This window comes from Pedobacter sp. KLB.chiD, from assembly GCF_047040275.1.
In the GTDB taxonomy this organism is placed as follows: Bacteria; Bacteroidota; Bacteroidia; order Sphingobacteriales; family Sphingobacteriaceae; genus Pedobacter.
The window spans coordinates 4,719,556-4,738,988 of sequence record NZ_CP178207.1; the positions used below are offsets into that span (position 1 = coordinate 4,719,556).

A 19,433-nucleotide genomic window follows, 5' to 3' on the forward strand; every position below is an offset into this window, starting at 1 on the left:
CCTGACTAAAATTAAACACCTAAACTTAATATGCTGAGTACTTTTTTAAGCCATCAAAGAAAATCTTTCTGGCGTTCGCGGAACAGGGGCAGTAGCATTGCCGGCCAGATTGTTTTGGGTTTCTTTATGCTTTACTTTTTTGCCATCGCCGTTGGCGTAGGTTTTGGAATGTCGCATTTTCTGCAACAAATTTTCCCGAACAAAACATTAATCTCCAGTTTCAATGGCATTATCCTTTACTATTTTGCATTCGATTTTATTATGCGTTTGCAGTTTCAGGAACTGCCCACTTTAAGTATCATCCCTTATCTGCATTTGAGGATTTCGAGAAGCAAAATCATCAGTTTTTTAAATGTTAAAGCACTATTCTCGGCATTTAACCTTTGGCCTTTTTTCATTTTTCTGCCTTTTTGCTTTACTAAAATTGCTCCAGACTTAGGTGCTGTTATTACGATCATGTATATCGTTTCGATAATTTCAATGATGGTTTTTAATAATTACCTCGTATTGTATATTAAGCGGAAATCCATCACCAACACCCTTTATACCTTTTTCGGACTGGTTGTAATTGCTGCTTTTGCGGCGTTGGAATATTATAAGGTTATTTCAATTATGGCCGGTTCCGATTTTGTGTTCCGTTCCATTGCTGCACATCCCTATTATGCCTTTGTATTTACCCTGGCGGCGATAGCCATATTTTATGTCAATTCCGGTTTCCTGCGTAAGAACCTTTATGTGGAGGAGTTAAGCAGTAAACAAGAGAAGAAAGGCAGCACCGATTATGCTTTTCTTAACCGTTTTGGTAAAGTTGGCGAATTGGCCGCTTTAGAGCTAAAATTAATTCTCCGCCATAAACGTCCACGCTCAGCGGTAATTATGGGCTTCTTCTTCCTTTTTTATGGGTTTATTTTTTACAAAGAAAAAGCGATCAATAGCGATGCCTTTGGACAAATGATGTTTGGCGCCATATTTATGACAGGTATCTCGATCATTATTTATGGACAGTTTATGTTTGCCTGGCAAAGTGCCCACTTCGATGGCATATTGGCCAACAAAATCAATTTTAAAGATTACATCAAGGCTAAATTTTTGCTTTTTACCATCGGTTGTACCATTATTACCGTATTAGCCAGTTTGTATGGGTTTTTAAGTCCAAAATTATTGCTCCTGCACCTGGCTGCCTATTTCTATAACATTGGGTTCGGAACCGTTGTTGTGCTTTACCTGGCTACCTTAAATTATAAACGCCTTGATATTACCAAAGCCGCGAGCTTTAACTATCAGGGAACCGGTGCTACACAATGGCTTTTAATGTTCCCTTATGCACTTACACCCATTATCATGTACGTGCCATTTGGCATATTAAATAAACCTTACTGGGGCTTGGCCGTGGTGGGTGTATTCGGTTTGGCCATGCTCTTGTTAAGAGGCTTTTGGGTAAACTACATTGCAAAGCGACTTGAAAAACAACGATATAAAATAGCCGAAGGCTTTAGAGAATAATTATGATTTTAGAAGTTAAGAAATTACAAAAAGTTTATGGCGATAAAACCGTTGTAAACATCGAAGATCTGCAGATAGCGGCTGGAGAAACCGTTGGTTTGGTTGGAAACAATGGCGCAGGTAAAACCACTTTCTTTAGGATGCTTTTAGATCTGATCCGTCCAACTTCAGGCGAGGTTTTATCAAAAGGCGAAAATGTAATGCAAAACGATAACTGGAAAAATTATACCGCATCTTTTTTGGATGAAGGTTTCCTGATCGATTATTTAACGCCTGAAGAGTATTTTGTTTTTATCGGCAGTTTACACAACTTAAGTGCGGCCGATGTTGCTGCATACCTTAACCAATACGGAGAGTTTTTTAATGGCGAAATTCTGAACAGTGGGAAATACATACGTGATTTTAGTAAAGGAAATCAGGTTAAAGTTGGTATTGCTGCCGCTTTGATGCAGAAGCCCGAAATATTAATTTTGGATGAACCTTTTGCCAATCTCGATCCAACTACGCAGATCCGTTTAAAAAATTTGTTAAAGGCACAGGCAGGTAACATGACGACTTTTATCTCCAGTCACGATTTAAACCATGTTACCGATGTTTGTAACCGGATCGTGCTGGTAGAAAAGGGACAGGTTATCAAAGATTTTAAAACAGACGAAAATACCTTAAAAGAGTTGGAGAGTTATTTTTCTGCTTAGTTTTTGTACTAAGATTGATACAATCTATGCAAAGAGTCCTGATTGATCGGGACTCTTTTTTTGTAAAAAGAATTCCGGTTTATTGGGGATTGTGATAAAAATAGAGCGAAAACCTAGCGCTCTTGCTTTTTGGCATTGTGTTTGAATATGTTGGTCAGAAATTATAAATCTAGCATATCATGAGTATTTCAAAAGTAAGAATAGCAACATTAAGCATAGGATTAGCCGTAGGGTCGATGGCATTCCAAAGTTGTGATAGTTTAACTAAAACACAAAAAGGTGCTGGTATTGGTGCAGCAGCCGGTGGTGTAGTTGGAGCATTAATCGGTAAAAAAGCGGGTAATACAGCTGTTGGTGCTTTAATAGGTGGTGCAATAGGTGGTACAGCCGGAGCTTTTATTGGCCGTAGAATGGACAGACAGGCTGCTGAAATTCAAAAAGCTATCCCTAATGCAGAGGTGATCCGTGAAGGTGAAGGTATCATTGTAAAATTTGATAGTGGTATTTTATTTGATTTTGATAAAACTGCTTTAAAAGATGCAGCTAAAGCCAACATTCAGAGTTTAGCTTCTTCGTTGAACCAATATCCTGATACAGATATCAAAATTATTGGTCATACCGATAGTCGTGGTACCGAACAATATAATATGGGCCTTTCAGAAAGAAGAGCGGCTGCAGTTAAAGCTTATGCCGTTTCTCAAGGTGTTCCATCTTCAAGGTTAGTAACCATCGGTAAAGGTTTTTCTGAGCCAATTGCAGATAATAGCACTGATGCAGGCCGTGCGGCTAACCGTCGTGTAGAAATTGTAATTGTTGCAAATGATGCCTTAAAATCTACCGCACAAAAACAAGGTTAATATAACGAATCCCTCTACCTATGAGGTCAACATATATTCACCCCAGTGCACACGCACTGGGGTTTTTTCGTTTAAGAGTTGTCAGTTTTTCTTCAACCCATAAGTTGAAAACTCTATCAGTTGCTAAAGTGAAAATTTATCGCTTTTTTGGAAAGCAGGTTCCTGTGTTTATCGCTTCCGGTAATCCCGCCATCCGCTTTATCCCCACTTTAGGTCGGGATGCCCGCTACTTTCGGGTTTAGATAACTCGGGTTTGTACTTCGAAGCTAACCACCCTGCAATCCTTAAATAGTTGCACCGGAATAATGTTCTTAAACGTTACTAAAGCGGCATCATCTGATCTGATTTTTCCTCAGCATCGGAGATATAACGAAAAGCCCGACTAACTTAAAAAAATGGGCATGGCCTTACCTTCCAAAAAATAAAAAATCTTATATCGGGTCTGTTTTATCATTCGTCACCCTGAATTTATTTCAGGGTATCTAGCAGGAAGATGCTGAATCACCCGTCCGACCGGACAGGCAGAAGTTCAGCATGACGATCGCGTTAGGAAAAGCGATTAAAATTGCTCACTACGAATAAATATCCTCAAAATAGCTCACGATGAGCGATTTCATCAACATTTCCTGCTCCAACATGGTGTAAGGCGGAATGGCTTTGACTAATTTCCAGTGCGGCCAGCCATCCTGGTCTAAGCCCTCCAGTTCATAAAATCCCATTTCGCTCAATAAACGGCAGGTGGCAATGTGCATCAACTCTTCTTTCTGTCGCTTACTATATTTCTTCGGGCCTTTCCCCAGTTCCTGAACGCCGATGAGGAAAAGCATGACCTTTAAATCAGGAAAATCTGATTCAAATTCAGTTGAAATCCTTTCCTGTAAAACTTTCCACTTGGCATTAATCTCTGACGGCTTCATACTGCAAATATAATGTAAAACGTGTAAGCCCTAAGTAAAACGTTTAGGCTTTTTAACACCTGGGTTTGAATGGTAACGGTATTTTTGGTTACATTTATAACCTATGGATACCAATAGCAACAAAATAATTAATGCAGGTTTATTAGCTTATGGCATGTCGGGGAAAGTTTTTCATGCTCCTTTTTTGCAGGCACACAGCGGATTCAATTTAAAGGCTGTAGTAGAGCGCAACCATAAAAACGCGGTAAACGATTATCCTGCTATTAAAAGTTACAATAGCGTTGATGAACTATTGAATGATGAGGAAATAGATCTGGTCGTAATTAATACTCCAAACAATCTCCATTATGAACATGCAAAAGCAGCTTTAAATAAGCGCAAACATATTTTGGTGGAGAAACCTTTTACTGCGACAACTGCACAGGCAAAAGAACTTTTCAAATTCGCCGATAGTGTCGGTAAACAGATTTTCTTTTATCAGAACCGGCGCTGGGACAGCGATTTTACATCCGTACGTAAGGTAATTGAAAGTGGTAAATTGGGTAAACTGGTTGAGGTTCATTTGCGTTACGATCGGTACCGCAACGTAATTGGCCCGAAGAAATTTAAAGAAAACCCGGTTGAGGCCAGCGGACTGTTATACGATTTGGGGCCACATCTTTTGGATCAGGTCATCAGCTTGTTTGGCAAGCCTTTAAGCTATCATAAGATTTTGGGCAAAAACAGGGAGGGTACTTTGGTAGATGATTACTTTTCGATCCAGCTGAGCTACCCTGATAGTCTGCATGTTTTCGTTACTTCGAGCATGTTGGTGGTAAACCCTCAGCCAGGATTTGTTTTACATGGCATAAACGGCAGCTTTATTAAACAAAGAACCGATATTCAGGAAGAACAGCTGTTGGCTGGCATGAAATTAACCGATCCTGGTTATGGCATTGAGTCTGCAAATAAAGATGGTTTGTTAACAACCATTGATGCTGAAGGAAAAAAAACCGAGGAGAACATTCCTTCTGAAGCAGGAAGTTATCTGCCGCTCTTTGAAGCCGTTTATCAGGGGATAACTAACGACAAACCTTATCCGGTAACACGAGAAGACGTTTTGACGCAAATTGAAATTATAGAAAGTCCGGTAACAGCATAATCCTAATCATGAATTCTCTCCCTTTTATATACCTGATTCCCATTTTTCTGATTGCCCTGTATTTAATCCTGAAGAAAAAGAAAGTAGCAGTAACGCCTTTAACCGACGTAGACAAAAAAATACTTGACGATTATGTGAGTTATTACCATAACCTTGATTCGACAGATAAATTGAGGTTTGAAGAAAAGGTAGCCACATTTTTCAGTACGGTTAAAATCGAGCCGGTTGGTTTGGAGATGACCACATTGGATGAGTTGCTGATTGCCTCAAGTGCAGTGATCCCCATTTTTGGTTTCGAAAATTGGGAATACAAAAACCTGACCAGCGTTTTATTATATCCGGATACTTTCAATAAGGATTTTCAGTTTGATAGTGGCGAAAGAAACATCATGGGCATGGTGGGCACAGGTTATATGAACGGACAGATGATTTTATCACGTTCGGCACTGCGCCATGGTTTTTCTAAAAGTGCAGGCAAAGAAAATACAGCCATACATGAATTTGTACATCTTCTGGATAAATCTGATGGCGCGACAGACGGTGTCCCCGAAAATTTATTGGCTCATGAATATACTTTACCATGGATTAAAATGATGCATGAGGAAATGGAAAAAATTGAGGATAACAAGTCGGATATTAACCCTTATGCCATCACCAATCAGGCCGAATTTTTTGCTGTAGTCTCTGAATATTTCTTTGAGAAACCTGAGCAGTTAAAAGATAAACATCCCGAATTGTATTTTCAGTTAAGTCGCATTTTTGCCCAGCAACCTGCCGGATAGTTTGATGAATAAAAGATGAAAACAATAATGATTTTTCTCTTCAGCCTGGCCTCACTTGGTGCATGCGCGCAAAAAACCTATGTGCTTAAGCAGAATTATCCGACTGGGAATAAGTACGGTTTTTCGTTTGTTTCAGATCAGATTATCAATCAAAAAATTACCGGGAAAAGCATTAATTCCACACAAACCATCGGTACAGATTACATTTTTGATATTACTGAGGGACACAATGGCGATAAAGACCTAAAGGTGACCTACAATAGGTTGTATATGAAATCGAATGCCATGGGAAACGCCATGACGTTAAGTTCGGATGATCAGGATAGTACAAAAAAGAATCCCTTTAGCGGTTTAAAAGGGGCATCATTTTATATGACGATCAGCCCAGGCGGTACGATAAAAACTGTTGCTGGGATAGATCAGATGTTAGATAAAATGGCTACGAGGATGAGTAAAGATTCCAGCCAGGTTAAGCAGATTAAAAATGCGCTGAGTAAACAATTTAGCAATGAAATTGTGAAGCAAACAATGGAATCGTCATTTAAAATTTACCCGGAGAGGGCTGTTAAAATAGGCGATAGCTGGACTATTGATACCAAAATGCAAATGAGTATGCCGATTGAAACGATTACGCAATACACTTTGAAAGAAGCAAGGGAGGGAATTGCGATATTGAGTGTAAAAGGTACAATGGTTTCAAAAGGTAATTTTGAAGCCATGGGGAACAAGATGGAAACAGATTTACAGGGAACCAATTCTGGAGAGGTTTCTATTGATATCAGGACCGGTATTGTACTGAGCAGTCAACTGCGTGTAGAATTGTACGGAAAAATGAAATCGATGGGTCAAGATATAGATTTTGAGATGCAGGGGATTAATACAATTACAGGGAAAGAGATTAATTAAATTAAAAGACCTCACCGGTTTTGGAAACCTGCGAGGTCTTTTAAAAACTATAAACTACCCGTTAGTGCCACCAAAAACTCCGTAGGGATCTCGATATGGGGGATATGCCCACAGGCATCAAATTCGATAATTTTAGCACCGATAATTTTGGCAGCGGTCTGTTTCCCTAAAAATTTATACTGCCCGTGTAAAGCCTGTTGATCTGGCGTAAGCAATGCCTTGCCAACAATGGTTTTATCTTCCTTACCGATGAATAAAACAGTGGGCACCTTCAAATTCTGAAATTCGTATACCACAGGCTGCTCATAAATCATCGTATAAGTTAGCGCGGCAACTTTAGCCCAGCGTGGATAATCTGAACTATTCGTAACCCCACCGGCAATACTTACCAAATATTCGTATTCGGGTTTCCAATAAGTAAAATATGAGCTCTGGTAATATTTTCGTATGCTCTCTGCGGTGCTTTTAAGTTCCGTCTGGTACTGTTGCGCAGTGGTGATATAAGGGATAAAAGTTTTATAATCCTCTAATCCGATTGGATTCTCAAGTAAGAGTTTTTCTGTTCTTTCAGGATACATCAATGCGAAACGGGTAGCCAGCATACCGCCCATGCTATGACCTAAAATTACTGCTTTTTGAACGCCTAGTGTATCTAAAAGCTTTTTGTTCCAGGTAGCCATTTGATGGAAACTATAATGGATAAATGCTTTTGACGATTTGCCAAAACCGATCTGATCGGGAACAATTACCCGGTAACCAATTTTGGTGAGGGCCTTGATCACGTTGGTCCAATAGTAGCCGCCAAAGTTTTTTCCATGAAAGAGGAAAGCAGTTTTGCCATTGGCCTTAGCGGTTGGCGCAACATCCATATAAGCCATTTTAATATCCTGTCCTTCGGTATTAATAGGGAAATATTTAACAGGGTAAGGGTATCTAACATTATCCAGGGTTATGGATAATGTATCTGTTTTCTGTGCATTGAGCTGGCCAAAAACAAACAAAGAAAGGGTAATTAAAAGGAAAAACTTCTTCACGGCTAGGTATTGATGTAAAAACTAAACTAATTGGCTCAAGTTATACTTTTGCCAATTAGTTCGCTTAAAAATCATGCCTGTTTTACATAATCAGTGAATAGATGTATAAGCATTATGTATTGCGAGTTAATCTTTAAGCAGCTGTTTTAGATATTTTACAGGCATCTGAACTTTGGTTTCATCTGAAAGATTCCCTGAAATTTTATTGATATTAAATTTGTTTATCTTAATCTCAGACTTGCCAAAAGCTTTAACGCTTAAGTTTTCAATGTTTTTATTTTCTTCTTCCTCTTCAGCCTCAATACTTGCAGATGAGTTTTTACAGGTAATATTTAAGTTCTTGTAATTATTATTTCCTGAACTGAATGCCGTACTATCCAGGTTGATGGTCAAATTTTTAATTTCAGTTTGGTTGATTACCCTGGTAATTTTTCCATCTGTGCTAAATGTAACTGGTGAACCGAACATCAGTTGGCCGGAATTTTTCACGTTAATACCTAAGCTGTCGGTTTTAGCTGTTAAAACAATGCTTGAAGCATTACCAACGTTTAATTTATCAATATTTGGGCTATACACCAATATCACAATACCATCATAATGGTTACCCGGCCTATTAAGCCTATCACTAAAGTTAATTTGTAATATCCCGGCATTATTGACGTTAAAAACGATGTCATTTTTCACCTCGTCAGGTATTTTTACACCTGATTGTGTACTTTTTATAAAGTTTAATTCTAAGTATATTCTTTTTGCATCCGGAATATTTACTGTTGAGAAAGTTGTTTTAATTGGTATGGAAACCCGGTCTTTACTCGTACTTTCAAAAGGTTCTTGATTTTCCACAAAATTATCACCCTTTCTTATCCGGTAATTCATTTTAACATTTACAGCCACAACAATTATTGGGATAATGATCAGCAGTGCTGCAAGTGCGATTAATAATTTATTACTTGTTTTCATTTTTTTTAAGCGTTAAAGTTGTCTTTTACAAATGTTTTGTATTGGTTTTCCAGTTCGTCAAAACCAATGTTAAGCAGGTAAATATTCCTGAACAATACAGGTAGTTCATCTGCAATAAACTGTTGCTTGCGATAGCTTTTTACATGCTCAGCAGCATTTTCATCTACAAAAAAACCTATCCCCCTTTTATTGTTGATGATGTTTTTATTTTGTAGCAACTCGTAGGTACGCATTACCGTATTGGGGTTTACTTCCATTTCTACAGCTAATTCCCTTACCGAGGGGACTTTCTCGTCGGCTTTCCATTTTCCGAGCAAAATGTGTTCACATACATATTCTGCTATTTGAAGGTATATTGCCTTATTATCTCTAAATTCCATATCTATACCTTTTAATTAAACTTCTTTTTCTTTAAGGCGAACATAAGTGATCAGCCAAATAATTAAACTGAGTGCAACTGACGACCAGAAAAAGATGGCGAATACAAAATCTTTTTCTACATGATCTACAGTGTAGATGCGGCTTTTACCTGCTGTTATCCAATTTCCAAACTTAATGGTAAAGAAAATGATGAATGAAAATAATGCTGTTACCGATAAAGCAGTTTTGATGTAATGAAAGCGGTTAAAATAGATAGAGCCTAGCAGGAAAATGCCAGAGAAGAAAAATGGCAGTGCAAATAAATACTTGAACTCTTTTTCCGAAGTTAAATCATCAAACAATGTGCTAAATGAAACTACGGTCAGCTTACCTGTATTATAGTTTGTTGCTTTGCTATGCTGCCATAACTCATTGAAATAGTTTAAAAAAATCGCATCGATTACATAAAAAATAAGTAGATAGCTAATGAGACTGAGAATGGTAGAAAAAAGAATTGCGCAGCTAAACTTTTCGGTAACGGAGGCGGGTGTCATTAACTCCATAATGGCCTTCGGCTTTTGACCAAATGCGCTAAAATAGGCGCTGGCTTGAATGGTCAAGAACAGAAAACCTATAGCAATAAAAACAGGTAGCCGGAAACCCAATTGAACATGGCCATGATCATCCCATTTATAAAATGAGCGGTTGATATCCGGGGTATTAAAAAAATAAAAGGCAATTAAAATGCCTGCTAATACCACCAGGCTCATTAAATAGATTTTTCCAAATTCCAGCCATTGTCTTTTAAGCAATAAGCCAAATCGATTCATATTAAAAGTATTGTTCATCGCTTAACTGAATAAAGGTTTAAATTTGATTTTTTCTGCGAGGATGGCATTAAAAAGTAGTTCCATATCTAATTTGCTTTCTTCCTGGTGGTAATTTGGCATCACGGCATTATAACCAGAAAGCGACGGCTCAGCGTAAAAGATGCTGTCGTCAACCTCTTTTACTTTTTTGAAGGTTAATTTCTCCGTAATTTCCTGCACTGTAGCTTTAAGGGCGATATCATTTTCATCGAGCATGATCACGGTGTCGATCAAATTATCTAAATCCCTAACCTGATGGGTTGAAATGATGATACAGCGCTCATCCGTCATGGCCGATGCCATAATCTTCCTGAACTGTGCTTTTGATGGAATATCCAAACCATTGGTTGGTTCGTCCATAATCACCAGTTTGGCCTGTGTAGCCAGTCCGAATGCAATAATTACTTTTTTCTTCTGGCCGTAACTCATGTTAATCAGTTTCTGTTCAACCGGAATATCAAATTCCTTGATCAGATCATTGAAATAACGATGATCGAAGTTTTTATAAAAAGGAGCGTTGGCCTTTAGGTACGTACCAATTTTTACCGAAGGCAGGTAAAATTCTTCTGGTATAAAACAGATCTGTTCGAGAAGCGCTGGCTGCCTTTTTGCAGGATCATAACCCATTACATCCAATGTTCCGCCCTGTGCATATACCAAACCAGCGAGGTTTTTTAATAACGTTGATTTACCGGCACCATTTTTACCCAGCAAACCATAAATATGACCATTGCTTAACCGCATGCTCATATTTTTAAATAGTGGCTTATGCTTACTATAGCCAAAATTAAGATTGTTAATATTGATCATATCTACTGTATTAGTTAAATAATACACTAAAGTATAATCTATATTTGTGATCTCCAAATTTTTGGAGAAAAAAAATTTAGCGCTGAGCGGATGGCGTCAGGCATTTTAATCCATACTGCTCCACGCCATACGCGTTATGCTCTTTGCTTATCGCCATTGAAAGGTAAAATATCAGTTTAATCATTGTTGCAATAAAACTTACTTAATGCCCAGATTGTATGTTTGTAATACATCGATGTAGTATGGATACAAAATGGGCATATCTGCTTAGCCGATTAGCAATTGGTTTAAGTTTTTTCGGACATGGTTTGGTTCGCTTACCAAAACTTGCGGGTTTTAGCCAATGGATGGCTGGGCAATTTTCGAAGTCATATTTGCCCGATGCAATTGTTGTTCCCTTTAGTTATATTTTGCCCTTTGCGGAGCTGATAGCAGGGCTGATGATGGTATTGGGTTTATTAACCAGGCAAGGATTATTATTGGCAGGATCAATTTCATTGATGCTGATCTTCGGGACCACACTCATTGAAAACTGGGAAGCACTACCTTCGCAACTCATTCATGTGGCATTTTTATCGGTACTACTCGTTTACTTACCGCATAATAGTTATGCGGTTGATCAAATCATTAAAAAATAATTATGGAATACAGGAAAATTGGAAATTCAGATTTAGAACTATCAGTAATCACATTTGGTGCATGGGCAGCCGGTGGCTGGATGTGGGGAAGCACCGACCGAAATGATGCAATCAACGCCATTAAAGCCAGTTACGATTTAGGGGTTACTTCAATCGACACTGCACCCATTTACGGTCAGGGGGATAGTGAAGGAATTGTGGGGGAAGCCATAAAAGGCATTTCACGTGATAAATTGCAGGTAGTAACCAAATTTGGAATGCGTTGGGATTTAGCCAAAGGCGATTTTGGCTTTAAGAGTAAAAATAACGACGGAAAGGAAATCGACATTTATAAATATGCCGGAAAGGAAAGTGTGATTTATGAGTGCGAACAATCTTTAAAACGTTTGGGTACCGACTACATCGATCTTTACCAGATTCACTGGCCAGACATAACGACACCAATCAGCGAAACGTTCGAAGCGGTGGGCAGATTAATTGAGCAGGGGAAGGTGCGCTATGCAGGGGTATGCAATTATGACGTAGCGCAATTAAAAGAGGCAGATCAGACATTGGAAATTATTTCCAACCAGATTCCATTTAGCATGGTAAACCGCGGTGTTGAAGAGGAAATAGTTCCATATTGCATCGAAAACAATAAATCTGTTTTGGCTTATAGCCCGATGGAACGTGGTTTATTGACCGGAAAAATGACGGCCGATTATAAGTTTGAAGAGGGCGACCACCGCCAGGGAAATAAATTTTTCTCTCCGGAAAGTATCGAAAAAACAAATGCTTTTTTGGCTAAAATAAAACCTTTAGCTGACGAGAAACATGCAACCTTATCGCAATTGGTATTACGCTGGACAGTTGAACGCCCGGGCATTACCATCGCTTTGGTTGGTGCAAGGAACGAAAAACAGGCTGTACAAAATGCGGAGGCCATAAACGTAAAATTAAATGCTGAAGAAATTCAGTTCATCAATACCGAATTAAAGAAAGCTGGTTTTTAAACGCAAACCGCAAATAAAAAAAGAGATACGCAAAGGACACAGAGGTTAGTAACTTCAATTTCTTTGCGGAAAACTTTGCGTCTTTGCGGTTAAACAATCAAGTTATGTCTAAATTATTTTCTCCTTTTACCATAAAGGATGTAACCTTAAAAAATAGAATTGTGATTTCGCCGATGTGCCAATATTCTGCTGTTGACGGCTTTGCCAACGATTGGCATTTGGTGCATTTAGGGAGCCGCTCCGTTGGTGGTGCGGGATTGATTATTCAGGAAGCCTCTGCGGTAACTGCCGATGGTAGAATTACCTATTCCGATTTAGGCATCTGGAAAGATGAACATGTAGATAAATTGAAACAGATCGTTTCCTTTATTCATGATCATGGTGCTGTTGCAGGCATCCAATTGGCGCATGCCGGACGGAAAGCCAGCTGTGAGGTACCGTGGGATGGTGGTGAGCAGATTGCTGCTGGTGAAAATAGCTGGAAACCGGTTGGCCCATCTCCAATTCCCTTCAAACCGGGGCAGGTGGAGCCACACGAACTAACGGTTTCAGAAATTCAGGATATTGTTTTTGCTTTCAGGGCAGCAGCAAAACGGGCATTAGCTGCGGGCTATAAAGTAGTAGAAATACATGCTGCGCATGGTTATTTGCTGCATCAGTTTTTCAGTCCTTTGAGCAATAAACGTAACGATGTTTACGGCGGAAGTTTCGAAAACCGTATCCGTTTAGTGATTGATGTGGTTGAAGCCGTACAATCGGTATGGCCAGATAGCCTGCCGTTATTCGTCCGCATTTCGGCAACCGACTGGACAGAAGGCGGCTGGAACGAAAATGACTCCTTGCAATTGGCTGCGGTATTAAAAGATAGGGGAGTGGATTTAATTGATACCTCATCTGGTGGAAATGTACCCGATGCCTTTATTCCTGCCGGGCCAAATTATCAGGTTCCTTTTGCTGACAAAATCAGGAATGAGATTGGCATTTACACCGGAGCAGTTGGTGTGATTGTTGAGGCCCGCCAGGCTGAAGAAATTTTGGAACAAGAAAAAGCCGATTTAATTTTTATAGCACGTGAATCGTTACGTGATGCCTATTTCCCAATGCATGCGGCACAGGTGCTTGGTGATGATATAGAATGGCCAAACCAGTATGTGAGGGCAAAAAGGCAAACGTTTAAGAAGTAATTTGCATATGTCGTCACCCTGAATTCATCTCAGGTTCTTCAGCCAGACTTCAATAAAAGAGTCGTCATCTCGACTGAAGCGTAGCGAAACGGAGAGATCTATCTCGATAGATTTCTCGACTTCGTTGCACTCCGCTCGAAATGACGACGGTACTGTATTAACAAAAAAGCGGAATGATCTCATTGATCAATTCCGCTTTTTCTCTTTAGTGATTGTTATTTATTTAACCACTGTAAATGGAATATACAAGCCGAAAGTGATATTTCTGCCGGGATTGTAAACACCTAAATTAAGGTTTTCTGAATCTAAACGACCAGGTTTCAATCTGCTCAACGCATCGTAATACTTATGATCTAATAAGTTATTTGCGGAAACAGAGAGCTTGACCGGCTGTTTGCCTAAATTGAAAGTTGCTCCTATTCCTGCATTTAATAAGGTATAACCGCTGGTTGGTGTTTCAAAAACTTCATCCACGCGGGCTTGTTTAAATGCCGAATTAATGCCTACAGAAAGGTATGCGTCATTTGTACCTTTAAGTTTGGGTTCAAAACGTAGCTCATTTCTCAATGTTCCGGCGGGTATAAAAGCCAATGGCCTATTTAAGCTATTGTTTTGTGCATGAACATAACCAAAAGTATTTTCAAAATGGATAAACGGAACAGGGTGAATGGTTAAACTGGCTTCAGCGCCATAAAGGTTCGCATTTACCTGACCATAACGGTAAACCGGATAGTTACTGCCTTCTGCATCTATTCTTTCTCCGTTAGTTGAAGCATAAATAAAGTTGTGGATGTAATTATTGTAAACACTTGCACTTGCACTTACAATTTTTCCTTCGTATTCCAAAGCGGCATCTACCTGGTAACTGCGTTCCGGACTTAAGTTGGAATTACCGATTTCGTAGCGGAAAGTTCCTTCATGCACACCGTTTGAAGCGAGTTCAGCAGGATTTGGTGCACGAAAAGCAGAACCGGCATTGGCTTTAAAGTTTAACTCCTCATTAAATTGATGGGTAAAACCTAATGCCCCACTCACGTTAGAAAATTTATTCTGAAAAGGGGCAAACTGTTCTTCGTTATCTACAAATAATTGTTTTCCGTTATTTTTTCTGTAATCGTAACGCGCGCCAATACTAAAAGTACTGTTCTCCCAGTTTTTCTTGGCATAAGCAAAAACACCAATGCCATAAGTATTATAGTCTGGTATCAAAAACTCATCATTTGCTTTGTTTTCACTGTGACCGGCATCAGCGCTTACACCAAATACAGGTTGCCACCCGTTTGTTTCGTTGATGTAGTATTTTAAATCGGCATTATAAGTTTTAAGATCAAAAAATAAAGATGGATCAGGACCGTCTTCCAGTTCTCGGCGCTGATTTTGCTGAAAACCGAAATCAGCTTTTAAATTGCCATTACCGATTATGAAATTGTTGTTCAGTGCAATTTTAAAATGTCTGATGTCCTGACGTGGATACTCTAAAGTACGGCTTTTATTATCATCATTAGTAAATGGGCTACCATCTTCTCTTACAAAATTTCCATTGTCATCTAAATGAGGATCGTAAAAACCGATATTATTGTGAAAGTTAGAAACATTTAAGTGAGTATAACCCCAACTTTTGTTTAAGCCAATCATTCCGCTTAAATCAGTTTCGTTAAAACCCGAATTAGGGAAATAACCTGTAGGCGTTTTAAAAGAATAGGCATTTTTATAGGTTCCACGGGCTCTCCAAACAAAGCCGTTTTCGTTACCATTCAACATTAATGAGTTGGCGGTAAGTCCGTTGTTGGTAGCGTAATTGCTGATAAATTCTCCTTTTATCTGCCCTTCGGGTGCAGAACTTGGTTCTAATAGGTTGATCACCCCGCCAAGTGCATCAGAGCCATACATTAACGATGCTGCGCCGCGTAAAATCTCCACACGGTCTGATTTAAATTGATCAATTTCGATACCGTGTTCATCGCCCCATTGCTGTCCCTGTTGTTTAATACCGTCATCCAAAGTTACAATTCTATTATACCCTAAACCTCTGATTACCGGTTTAGAAATAGAAGGACCCGTAGTGATCTGCGATACACCAGGCACTTTGGCCAATGCATCAATTAAGTTAGTAGAAGGCTGCAATAACTGATCCTTGCCCACTATAGCTGATGAAGCACTATTCCGTTTGCTTGTACTGCTAATTAAACTTCCGGTGATTACAATCTCCTTGGTTTCTATAGCAGTAGGCTGTAAGGCAAATTCCAATACGGCTGCGTTGGCAAAGTTTACCAATTGCGCAGCAGTTTTATATCCTACGTAATGTACTTCAACCAGATAACTTCCTTTAGCTGGAAGGTTATTCAATGTAAACTCCCCATCATTATTAGTTACGGACGAAACTTTTAAATCAGGAATAAAAATGGTAGCACCAGGTAGTGTTTGTTTTGTACTGGCATCAATAACCTTACCTTTTATATCTTTGAATAGGGTAGCAAAAGCAGTATTGCTAAATAATGTATATAGAATTACCAAGCCAATAAGCTGTAATTTTTTCATGTGTTGTGTGTGATAAAATGAATGAAAGCCAAAACAATAGCTTAAAAAAGCTAGTTTCAGTTTATCGAATAAATAATTTGATTAGCGTGGGATACACTATTGGAAAAATTAAGCGAAAGGGGGACCGCGCAAACAAGTGCGCTTTACTTCGGTAAAGGCATTCTTTAATGTTGGTGAGGTACGTTTAAAAATTTTGGCTGACAAGAAAATTCTATAAATGTGGTGCGTTTGCACATAGTTTTTTTCAAAACTTGCATTACAGATTAAACAGGTATCGCCATGGGCCTGTACGTGACTAATGTGTTTGCAGTTGACCTCTTTCTCTACAACGGGAAGTGGGGTGTGATGGTGAAATACACTCCATGGAGTTAAAGCAATAGCAAATACAATCAGTAGTAATACCGATAAATATTTATGAATATTTTGTCTATGCCTTTTCAAGTGGTCAAAAATAACAATTCCTAAGCAATTATAGATAAATACAAAGTAACTTTGTATTTATAGTGTATCGACTTTCTATTTAATCTATGGTTTAACTAAGGGGGGCGTAAATCGGCTATAAATTATGGAAATGTAGATTGCAAATCTGCTCCATCATGATTTGCGATAAGGAAAATGGACAATTAATGAAATTTATCAGGAGAAATATATTCAGCGCACTATTGATCGTTATCCTTTTGGCTATGGTTTTTATACCTGATGCAAAAGCATTTTTTATTAAAGGATTAATGGAGATCGGCTTTTATAAGCCCGATGTTGAGGCACCAAAAGAAAATGTTGCGGGTCTCAACGGAATCAGGTTTAAAGATGTAAATGGAAATCTGGTTGATCTTGGCGATTTAAAGGGCAAAGTTATTTTTCTTAACTTTTGGGCAACCTGGTGTCCGCCTTGCAGGGCAGAAATGCCTTCGATCAACAAGTTGCACAGTCATTTTAAAAATGATCAGGATATCATTTTCATTTTTGCCGATGCTGACGGCGACCTTACCAAATCAACCAAATTTATGGCTGATCATCAATATTCCCTGCCAGTTTATAAAGTAGAAAGTAATATCCCCGAACAGCTATTTACCGGTGCGTTGCCTACAACTGTTATTTTCGATAAGCAGGCCCGATTGTCTTTCAAACATGAAGGTGTGGCCAATTATGCAGATCAAAAGATTGTCGATTTCTTAAATCGGTTAATAAGCGCCAATTAATGTCAGCTGCAAAATCAACCTTAATTTTAACTTCAGGTGATAATAACCTGAAAGGGGAAGCAACAAGGAATGAGGGGATTTTTAAGTATGGGTAACCAATGATTTTGCTATTTTTGCGCTCATGATTTCATTTTTCGAGGCTTCGCTTAAGCAACTTTCCATCCACCATACGGGTAATAAACTGGTTGAAGAATATTATAAATTATCAGATGCGCCGTTAAAAATAGATGATGAATTGTTGGGAAACCTGCTATTGCAGTATTTCTTAAAACCTTTCGAAAAGGTAAATGAAGTTTACCGCTTTTACCATCCTAATGATAACTTAGAATTGAATGAAGTATTTCATTTCGTTCACGAAATTTTTGAGAATAACGAGCTTTTTCACGAAGATTCGCAGCAACTGGCCAAACATTTATATGATGTGGCCAATCATCCAAAAATTAAATCGGGTGAATTATATGTTGCCTATTTTGAAAAAGTGCAGATAGAAGGCGAGCAGCTGGATGTGGTTGGGATTTTTAAATCTGAAACAAAAGATACCTATTTAAAAGTTTATCCGGAACAGGATGGCTTTAATGTGAGTTATGAACAGGAAGCCATTAACATCAATAAGCTGGATAAAGGCTGCCTGATTTTTAATGTGGATAGAGAAGAAGGTTATAAAGTTGTGGTTTTGGATCAATCGAAGAGTAGCAACGACTCTGCCGTTTATTGGAAAGATGAATTCTTAAAGCTGAAAATCAGGAATGATAGTTATAACCAGACCAATAATGTTTTAGGAGTTTATAAAAACTTTGTCACGCAGAAACTTGATGACGATTATGAAATCAGCAAAGCAGATAAAATTGACCTCTTGAACCGTTCAATGAAGTATTTTAAAGAAAAAGAAACTTTTGATATGGAGGAATTTGGAAATGAGGTAATTGGCAATGCCGAAGGGATAGAATCTTTTAAAAACTATAAGAAAAACTACGAAGAAGAATTCGAAAGTCCGATAGCCGATCATTTTGAAATTGCCGAATCTGCTGTAAAAAAACAGGCCAGAGCCTATAAAAGCGTATTAAAACTGGATAAGAATTTCCATATCTATATCCACGGCAATAAAGACATGATCGAGAAAGGTTATGATGACGATAAATCGATGAATTTTTATAAAGTGTATTTTAGGGAAGAAGAGTAGGGGTAGTCTTGAGTTCGGAGTCGATAGTCTGGAGTCAACTTCCTTGGTCTGTGTCCTCACAGACCGAAGCAAACCTCCATTCCCTTGGTCTGTGTCCTCACAGACCGAAAAAAAAATATAGTGCCTCAGTCTTTGTCCCAGCAAACTGAAATAGCATACATCATTTGGCAGATAACTGAGAATAGATCTTCATCTTAGGCTAATCATGATACATTTACTTGCGGATAGCAGTTGGATTTTATTTCTATTTTTAATAATGGAAAATAATTTCTTCAGAAAAGATCGTAATTCAAAAATGCTTTTGGGTGAAGTATATTTTTGGACAGATACAGTTAAAGACTGGAATCAAGTGTTTTCATCCGACAAGTATAAACGCATTATCATTAAGGCCCTAGAAGAATTAGTTAATAGAAAAAAGATTGTTGTTTATGCTTTTGTAATTATGCCAAATCATTTGCATCTGGTATGGAAAATGATTGAGCTAAATGGGAAAGAAATGCCTCATGCAAGCTTTAACAAATTTACTTCTCATCAGATTTTCCAGGATATAAAACTTCACCATTCAGAGCGACTATCAGATTTTAAAGTAACCGATGCAGAAAGAAATTTTCGTTTATGGCAACGGGATCCGTTAGCCATTCTGATGGATACACAACATAAACTTGAACAGAAAATAGACTATATCCATCTTAATCCATTCCAGGAAAGATGGCAATTATGCGAACAACCTGAAGATTACGATTGGTCATCTGCGAGATTTTATGAATCCGGAATAGATAATTTTGGATTTTTAACCGACTATAGAAGTCTGTTGTAATGTTTCGGTCTGTGAGGACACAGACCGAGGATGGGGATTTTACGAATCCGG

19 protein-coding genes are annotated in these 19,433 nt (G+C 38.5%); 12 read left to right on the top strand and 7 right to left on the bottom strand.

Annotation, left to right across the window (positions count from 1 at the left end; translation table 11 throughout):
* Nucleotides 1-30 precede the first annotated feature (30 nt).
* From ACK1I8_RS19495 to ACK1I8_RS19505, 3 genes are all read left to right on the top strand, one after another.
* On the top strand, nt 31-1,503 hold the full coding sequence (locus ACK1I8_RS19495; RefSeq protein ID WP_412466941.1) for a DUF5687 family protein: 1,473 nt from the start codon (nt 31-33) through the stop codon (nt 1,501-1,503).
* A gap of 2 nt (nt 1,504-1,505) precedes the next feature.
* Nucleotides 1,506-2,198, top strand: coding sequence for an ABC transporter ATP-binding protein (locus ACK1I8_RS19500; RefSeq protein WP_412466942.1), 693 nt, complete (start codon nt 1,506-1,508; stop codon nt 2,196-2,198).
* A 179-nt stretch (nt 2,199-2,377) separates the two neighbouring features.
* Nucleotides 2,378-3,055 carry an OmpA family protein gene (locus ACK1I8_RS19505; RefSeq protein WP_412466943.1) on the top strand — a complete coding sequence of 226 codons (678 nt, stop codon included), beginning with the start codon at nt 2,378-2,380 and terminating at the stop codon, nt 3,053-3,055.
* A 572-nt stretch (nt 3,056-3,627) separates the two neighbouring features.
* On the opposite strand, the gene ACK1I8_RS19510 is transcribed toward ACK1I8_RS19505, so the two are convergent.
* Nucleotides 3,628-3,972 (bottom strand): hypothetical protein, encoded by a 345-nt coding sequence (locus ACK1I8_RS19510; protein ID WP_412466944.1) that lies wholly within the window; start codon nt 3,970-3,972, stop codon nt 3,628-3,630.
* A gap of 103 nt (nt 3,973-4,075) precedes the next feature.
* On the opposite strand from ACK1I8_RS19510, the gene ACK1I8_RS19515 reads away from it, so the two are divergent.
* From ACK1I8_RS19515 to ACK1I8_RS19525, 3 genes are read left to right on the top strand one after another with little or no spacing between them, the layout of a single operon-like run.
* Nucleotides 4,076-5,113, top strand: coding sequence for a Gfo/Idh/MocA family oxidoreductase (locus tag ACK1I8_RS19515; RefSeq protein WP_412466945.1), 1,038 nt, complete (start codon nt 4,076-4,078; stop codon nt 5,111-5,113).
* Nucleotides 5,114-5,121: 8 nt separating this feature from the next.
* Nucleotides 5,122-5,895: a zinc-dependent peptidase gene (locus tag ACK1I8_RS19520; RefSeq protein WP_412466946.1), complete on the top strand. Its 774-nt coding sequence runs from the start codon at nt 5,122-5,124 to the stop codon at nt 5,893-5,895.
* Nucleotides 5,896-5,910: 15 nt separating this feature from the next.
* On the top strand, nt 5,911-6,801 hold the full coding sequence (locus tag ACK1I8_RS19525) for a DUF6263 family protein (RefSeq protein WP_412466947.1): 891 nt from the start codon (nt 5,911-5,913) through the stop codon (nt 6,799-6,801).
* A 47-nt stretch (nt 6,802-6,848) separates the two neighbouring features.
* Here the strand turns inward: ACK1I8_RS19525 and ACK1I8_RS19530 are convergent, their stop codons facing one another.
* The 5 genes from ACK1I8_RS19530 to ACK1I8_RS19550 all read right to left on the bottom strand — a co-directional run bounded on the left by ACK1I8_RS19530 (nt 6,849) and on the right by ACK1I8_RS19550 (nt 10,834).
* Nucleotides 6,849-7,835 (bottom strand): alpha/beta fold hydrolase, encoded by a 987-nt coding sequence (locus tag ACK1I8_RS19530; protein WP_412466948.1) that lies wholly within the window; start codon nt 7,833-7,835, stop codon nt 6,849-6,851.
* A gap of 126 nt (nt 7,836-7,961) precedes the next feature.
* Nucleotides 7,962-8,795 carry a GIN domain-containing protein gene (locus tag ACK1I8_RS19535; RefSeq protein ID WP_412466949.1) on the bottom strand — a complete coding sequence of 278 codons (834 nt, stop codon included), beginning with the start codon at nt 8,793-8,795 and terminating at the stop codon, nt 7,962-7,964.
* A gap of 5 nt (nt 8,796-8,800) precedes the next feature.
* Entirely contained in the window at nt 8,801-9,175 is a 375-nt protein-coding gene (locus ACK1I8_RS19540) for a GntR family transcriptional regulator (RefSeq protein WP_412466950.1), read from the bottom strand.
* A 15-nt stretch (nt 9,176-9,190) separates the two neighbouring features.
* A complete protein-coding gene (locus ACK1I8_RS19545) occupies nt 9,191-10,003 on the bottom strand; it encodes a hypothetical protein (RefSeq protein ID WP_412466951.1) in 813 nt (270 codons plus the stop codon).
* Between the two features lie 3 nt (nt 10,004-10,006).
* On the bottom strand, nt 10,007-10,834 hold the full coding sequence (locus ACK1I8_RS19550; protein ID WP_412466952.1) for an ATP-binding cassette domain-containing protein: 828 nt from the start codon (nt 10,832-10,834) through the stop codon (nt 10,007-10,009).
* Between the two features lie 242 nt (nt 10,835-11,076).
* Between ACK1I8_RS19550 and ACK1I8_RS19555 the strand changes: the two genes are divergently transcribed.
* The 3 genes from ACK1I8_RS19555 to ACK1I8_RS19565 all read left to right on the top strand — a co-directional run bounded on the left by ACK1I8_RS19555 (nt 11,077) and on the right by ACK1I8_RS19565 (nt 13,648).
* Nucleotides 11,077-11,472 carry a DoxX family protein gene (locus ACK1I8_RS19555; protein WP_412466953.1) on the top strand — a complete coding sequence of 132 codons (396 nt, stop codon included), beginning with the start codon at nt 11,077-11,079 and terminating at the stop codon, nt 11,470-11,472.
* A 2-nt stretch (nt 11,473-11,474) separates the two neighbouring features.
* Nucleotides 11,475-12,464, top strand: coding sequence for an aldo/keto reductase (locus ACK1I8_RS19560; RefSeq protein WP_412466954.1), 990 nt, complete (start codon nt 11,475-11,477; stop codon nt 12,462-12,464).
* 104 nt (nt 12,465-12,568) lie between these two features.
* Nucleotides 12,569-13,648, top strand: a complete 1,080-nt coding sequence (locus ACK1I8_RS19565; protein ID WP_412466955.1) for an NADH:flavin oxidoreductase/NADH oxidase — start codon at nt 12,569-12,571, stop codon at nt 13,646-13,648.
* A gap of 219 nt (nt 13,649-13,867) precedes the next feature.
* On the opposite strand, the gene ACK1I8_RS19570 is transcribed toward ACK1I8_RS19565, so the two are convergent.
* Complete coding sequence (locus ACK1I8_RS19570) at nt 13,868-16,186, bottom strand: TonB-dependent receptor (protein ID WP_412466956.1); 2,319 nt, start codon at nt 16,184-16,186, stop codon at nt 13,868-13,870.
* 596 nt (nt 16,187-16,782) lie between these two features.
* Here ACK1I8_RS19570 and ACK1I8_RS19575 point away from each other — a divergent pair.
* From ACK1I8_RS19575 to ACK1I8_RS19585, 3 genes are all read left to right on the top strand, one after another.
* On the top strand, nt 16,783-17,385 hold the full coding sequence (locus ACK1I8_RS19575) for a TlpA family protein disulfide reductase (RefSeq protein WP_412466957.1): 603 nt from the start codon (nt 16,783-16,785) through the stop codon (nt 17,383-17,385).
* A gap of 121 nt (nt 17,386-17,506) precedes the next feature.
* The gene (locus ACK1I8_RS19580; protein WP_412466958.1) at nt 17,507-18,565 is read left to right on the top strand and encodes a nucleoid-associated protein; all 1,059 of its coding nucleotides are present in this window, start codon (nt 17,507-17,509) and stop codon (nt 18,563-18,565) included.
* A gap of 256 nt (nt 18,566-18,821) precedes the next feature.
* Nucleotides 18,822-19,382 (top strand): transposase, encoded by a 561-nt coding sequence (locus ACK1I8_RS19585; RefSeq protein ID WP_412466959.1) that lies wholly within the window; start codon nt 18,822-18,824, stop codon nt 19,380-19,382.
* The last annotated feature ends 51 nt before the right edge of the window (nt 19,383-19,433 follow it).

Coding starts and splice junctions, on each gene's coding strand:
- ACK1I8_RS19495 (WP_412466941.1), top strand. CDS start 31: ATGCTGAGTACTTTTTTAAGCCATCAAAGAAAATCTTTCTGGCGTTCG.
- ACK1I8_RS19500 (WP_412466942.1), top strand. CDS start 1,506: ATGATTTTAGAAGTTAAGAAATTACAAAAAGTTTATGGCGATAAAACC.
- ACK1I8_RS19505 (WP_412466943.1), top strand. CDS start 2,378: ATGAGTATTTCAAAAGTAAGAATAGCAACATTAAGCATAGGATTAGCC.
- ACK1I8_RS19510 (WP_412466944.1), bottom strand. CDS start 3,972: ATGAAGCCGTCAGAGATTAATGCCAAGTGGAAAGTTTTACAGGAAAGG.
- ACK1I8_RS19515 (WP_412466945.1), top strand. CDS start 4,076: ATGGATACCAATAGCAACAAAATAATTAATGCAGGTTTATTAGCTTAT.
- ACK1I8_RS19520 (WP_412466946.1), top strand. CDS start 5,122: ATGAATTCTCTCCCTTTTATATACCTGATTCCCATTTTTCTGATTGCC.
- ACK1I8_RS19525 (WP_412466947.1), top strand. CDS start 5,911: ATGAAAACAATAATGATTTTTCTCTTCAGCCTGGCCTCACTTGGTGCA.
- ACK1I8_RS19535 (WP_412466949.1), bottom strand. CDS start 8,795: ATGAAAACAAGTAATAAATTATTAATCGCACTTGCAGCACTGCTGATC.
- ACK1I8_RS19540 (WP_412466950.1), bottom strand. CDS start 9,175: ATGGAATTTAGAGATAATAAGGCAATATACCTTCAAATAGCAGAATAT.
- ACK1I8_RS19545 (WP_412466951.1), bottom strand. CDS start 10,003: ATGAACAATACTTTTAATATGAATCGATTTGGCTTATTGCTTAAAAGA.
- ACK1I8_RS19550 (WP_412466952.1), bottom strand. CDS start 10,834: ATGATCAATATTAACAATCTTAATTTTGGCTATAGTAAGCATAAGCCA.
- ACK1I8_RS19555 (WP_412466953.1), top strand. CDS start 11,077: ATGGATACAAAATGGGCATATCTGCTTAGCCGATTAGCAATTGGTTTA.
- ACK1I8_RS19560 (WP_412466954.1), top strand. CDS start 11,475: ATGGAATACAGGAAAATTGGAAATTCAGATTTAGAACTATCAGTAATC.
- ACK1I8_RS19565 (WP_412466955.1), top strand. CDS start 12,569: ATGTCTAAATTATTTTCTCCTTTTACCATAAAGGATGTAACCTTAAAA.
- ACK1I8_RS19570 (WP_412466956.1), bottom strand. CDS start 16,186: ATGAAAAAATTACAGCTTATTGGCTTGGTAATTCTATATACATTATTT.
- ACK1I8_RS19575 (WP_412466957.1), top strand. CDS start 16,783: ATGATTTGCGATAAGGAAAATGGACAATTAATGAAATTTATCAGGAGA.
- ACK1I8_RS19580 (WP_412466958.1), top strand. CDS start 17,507: ATGATTTCATTTTTCGAGGCTTCGCTTAAGCAACTTTCCATCCACCAT.
- ACK1I8_RS19585 (WP_412466959.1), top strand. CDS start 18,822: ATGGAAAATAATTTCTTCAGAAAAGATCGTAATTCAAAAATGCTTTTG.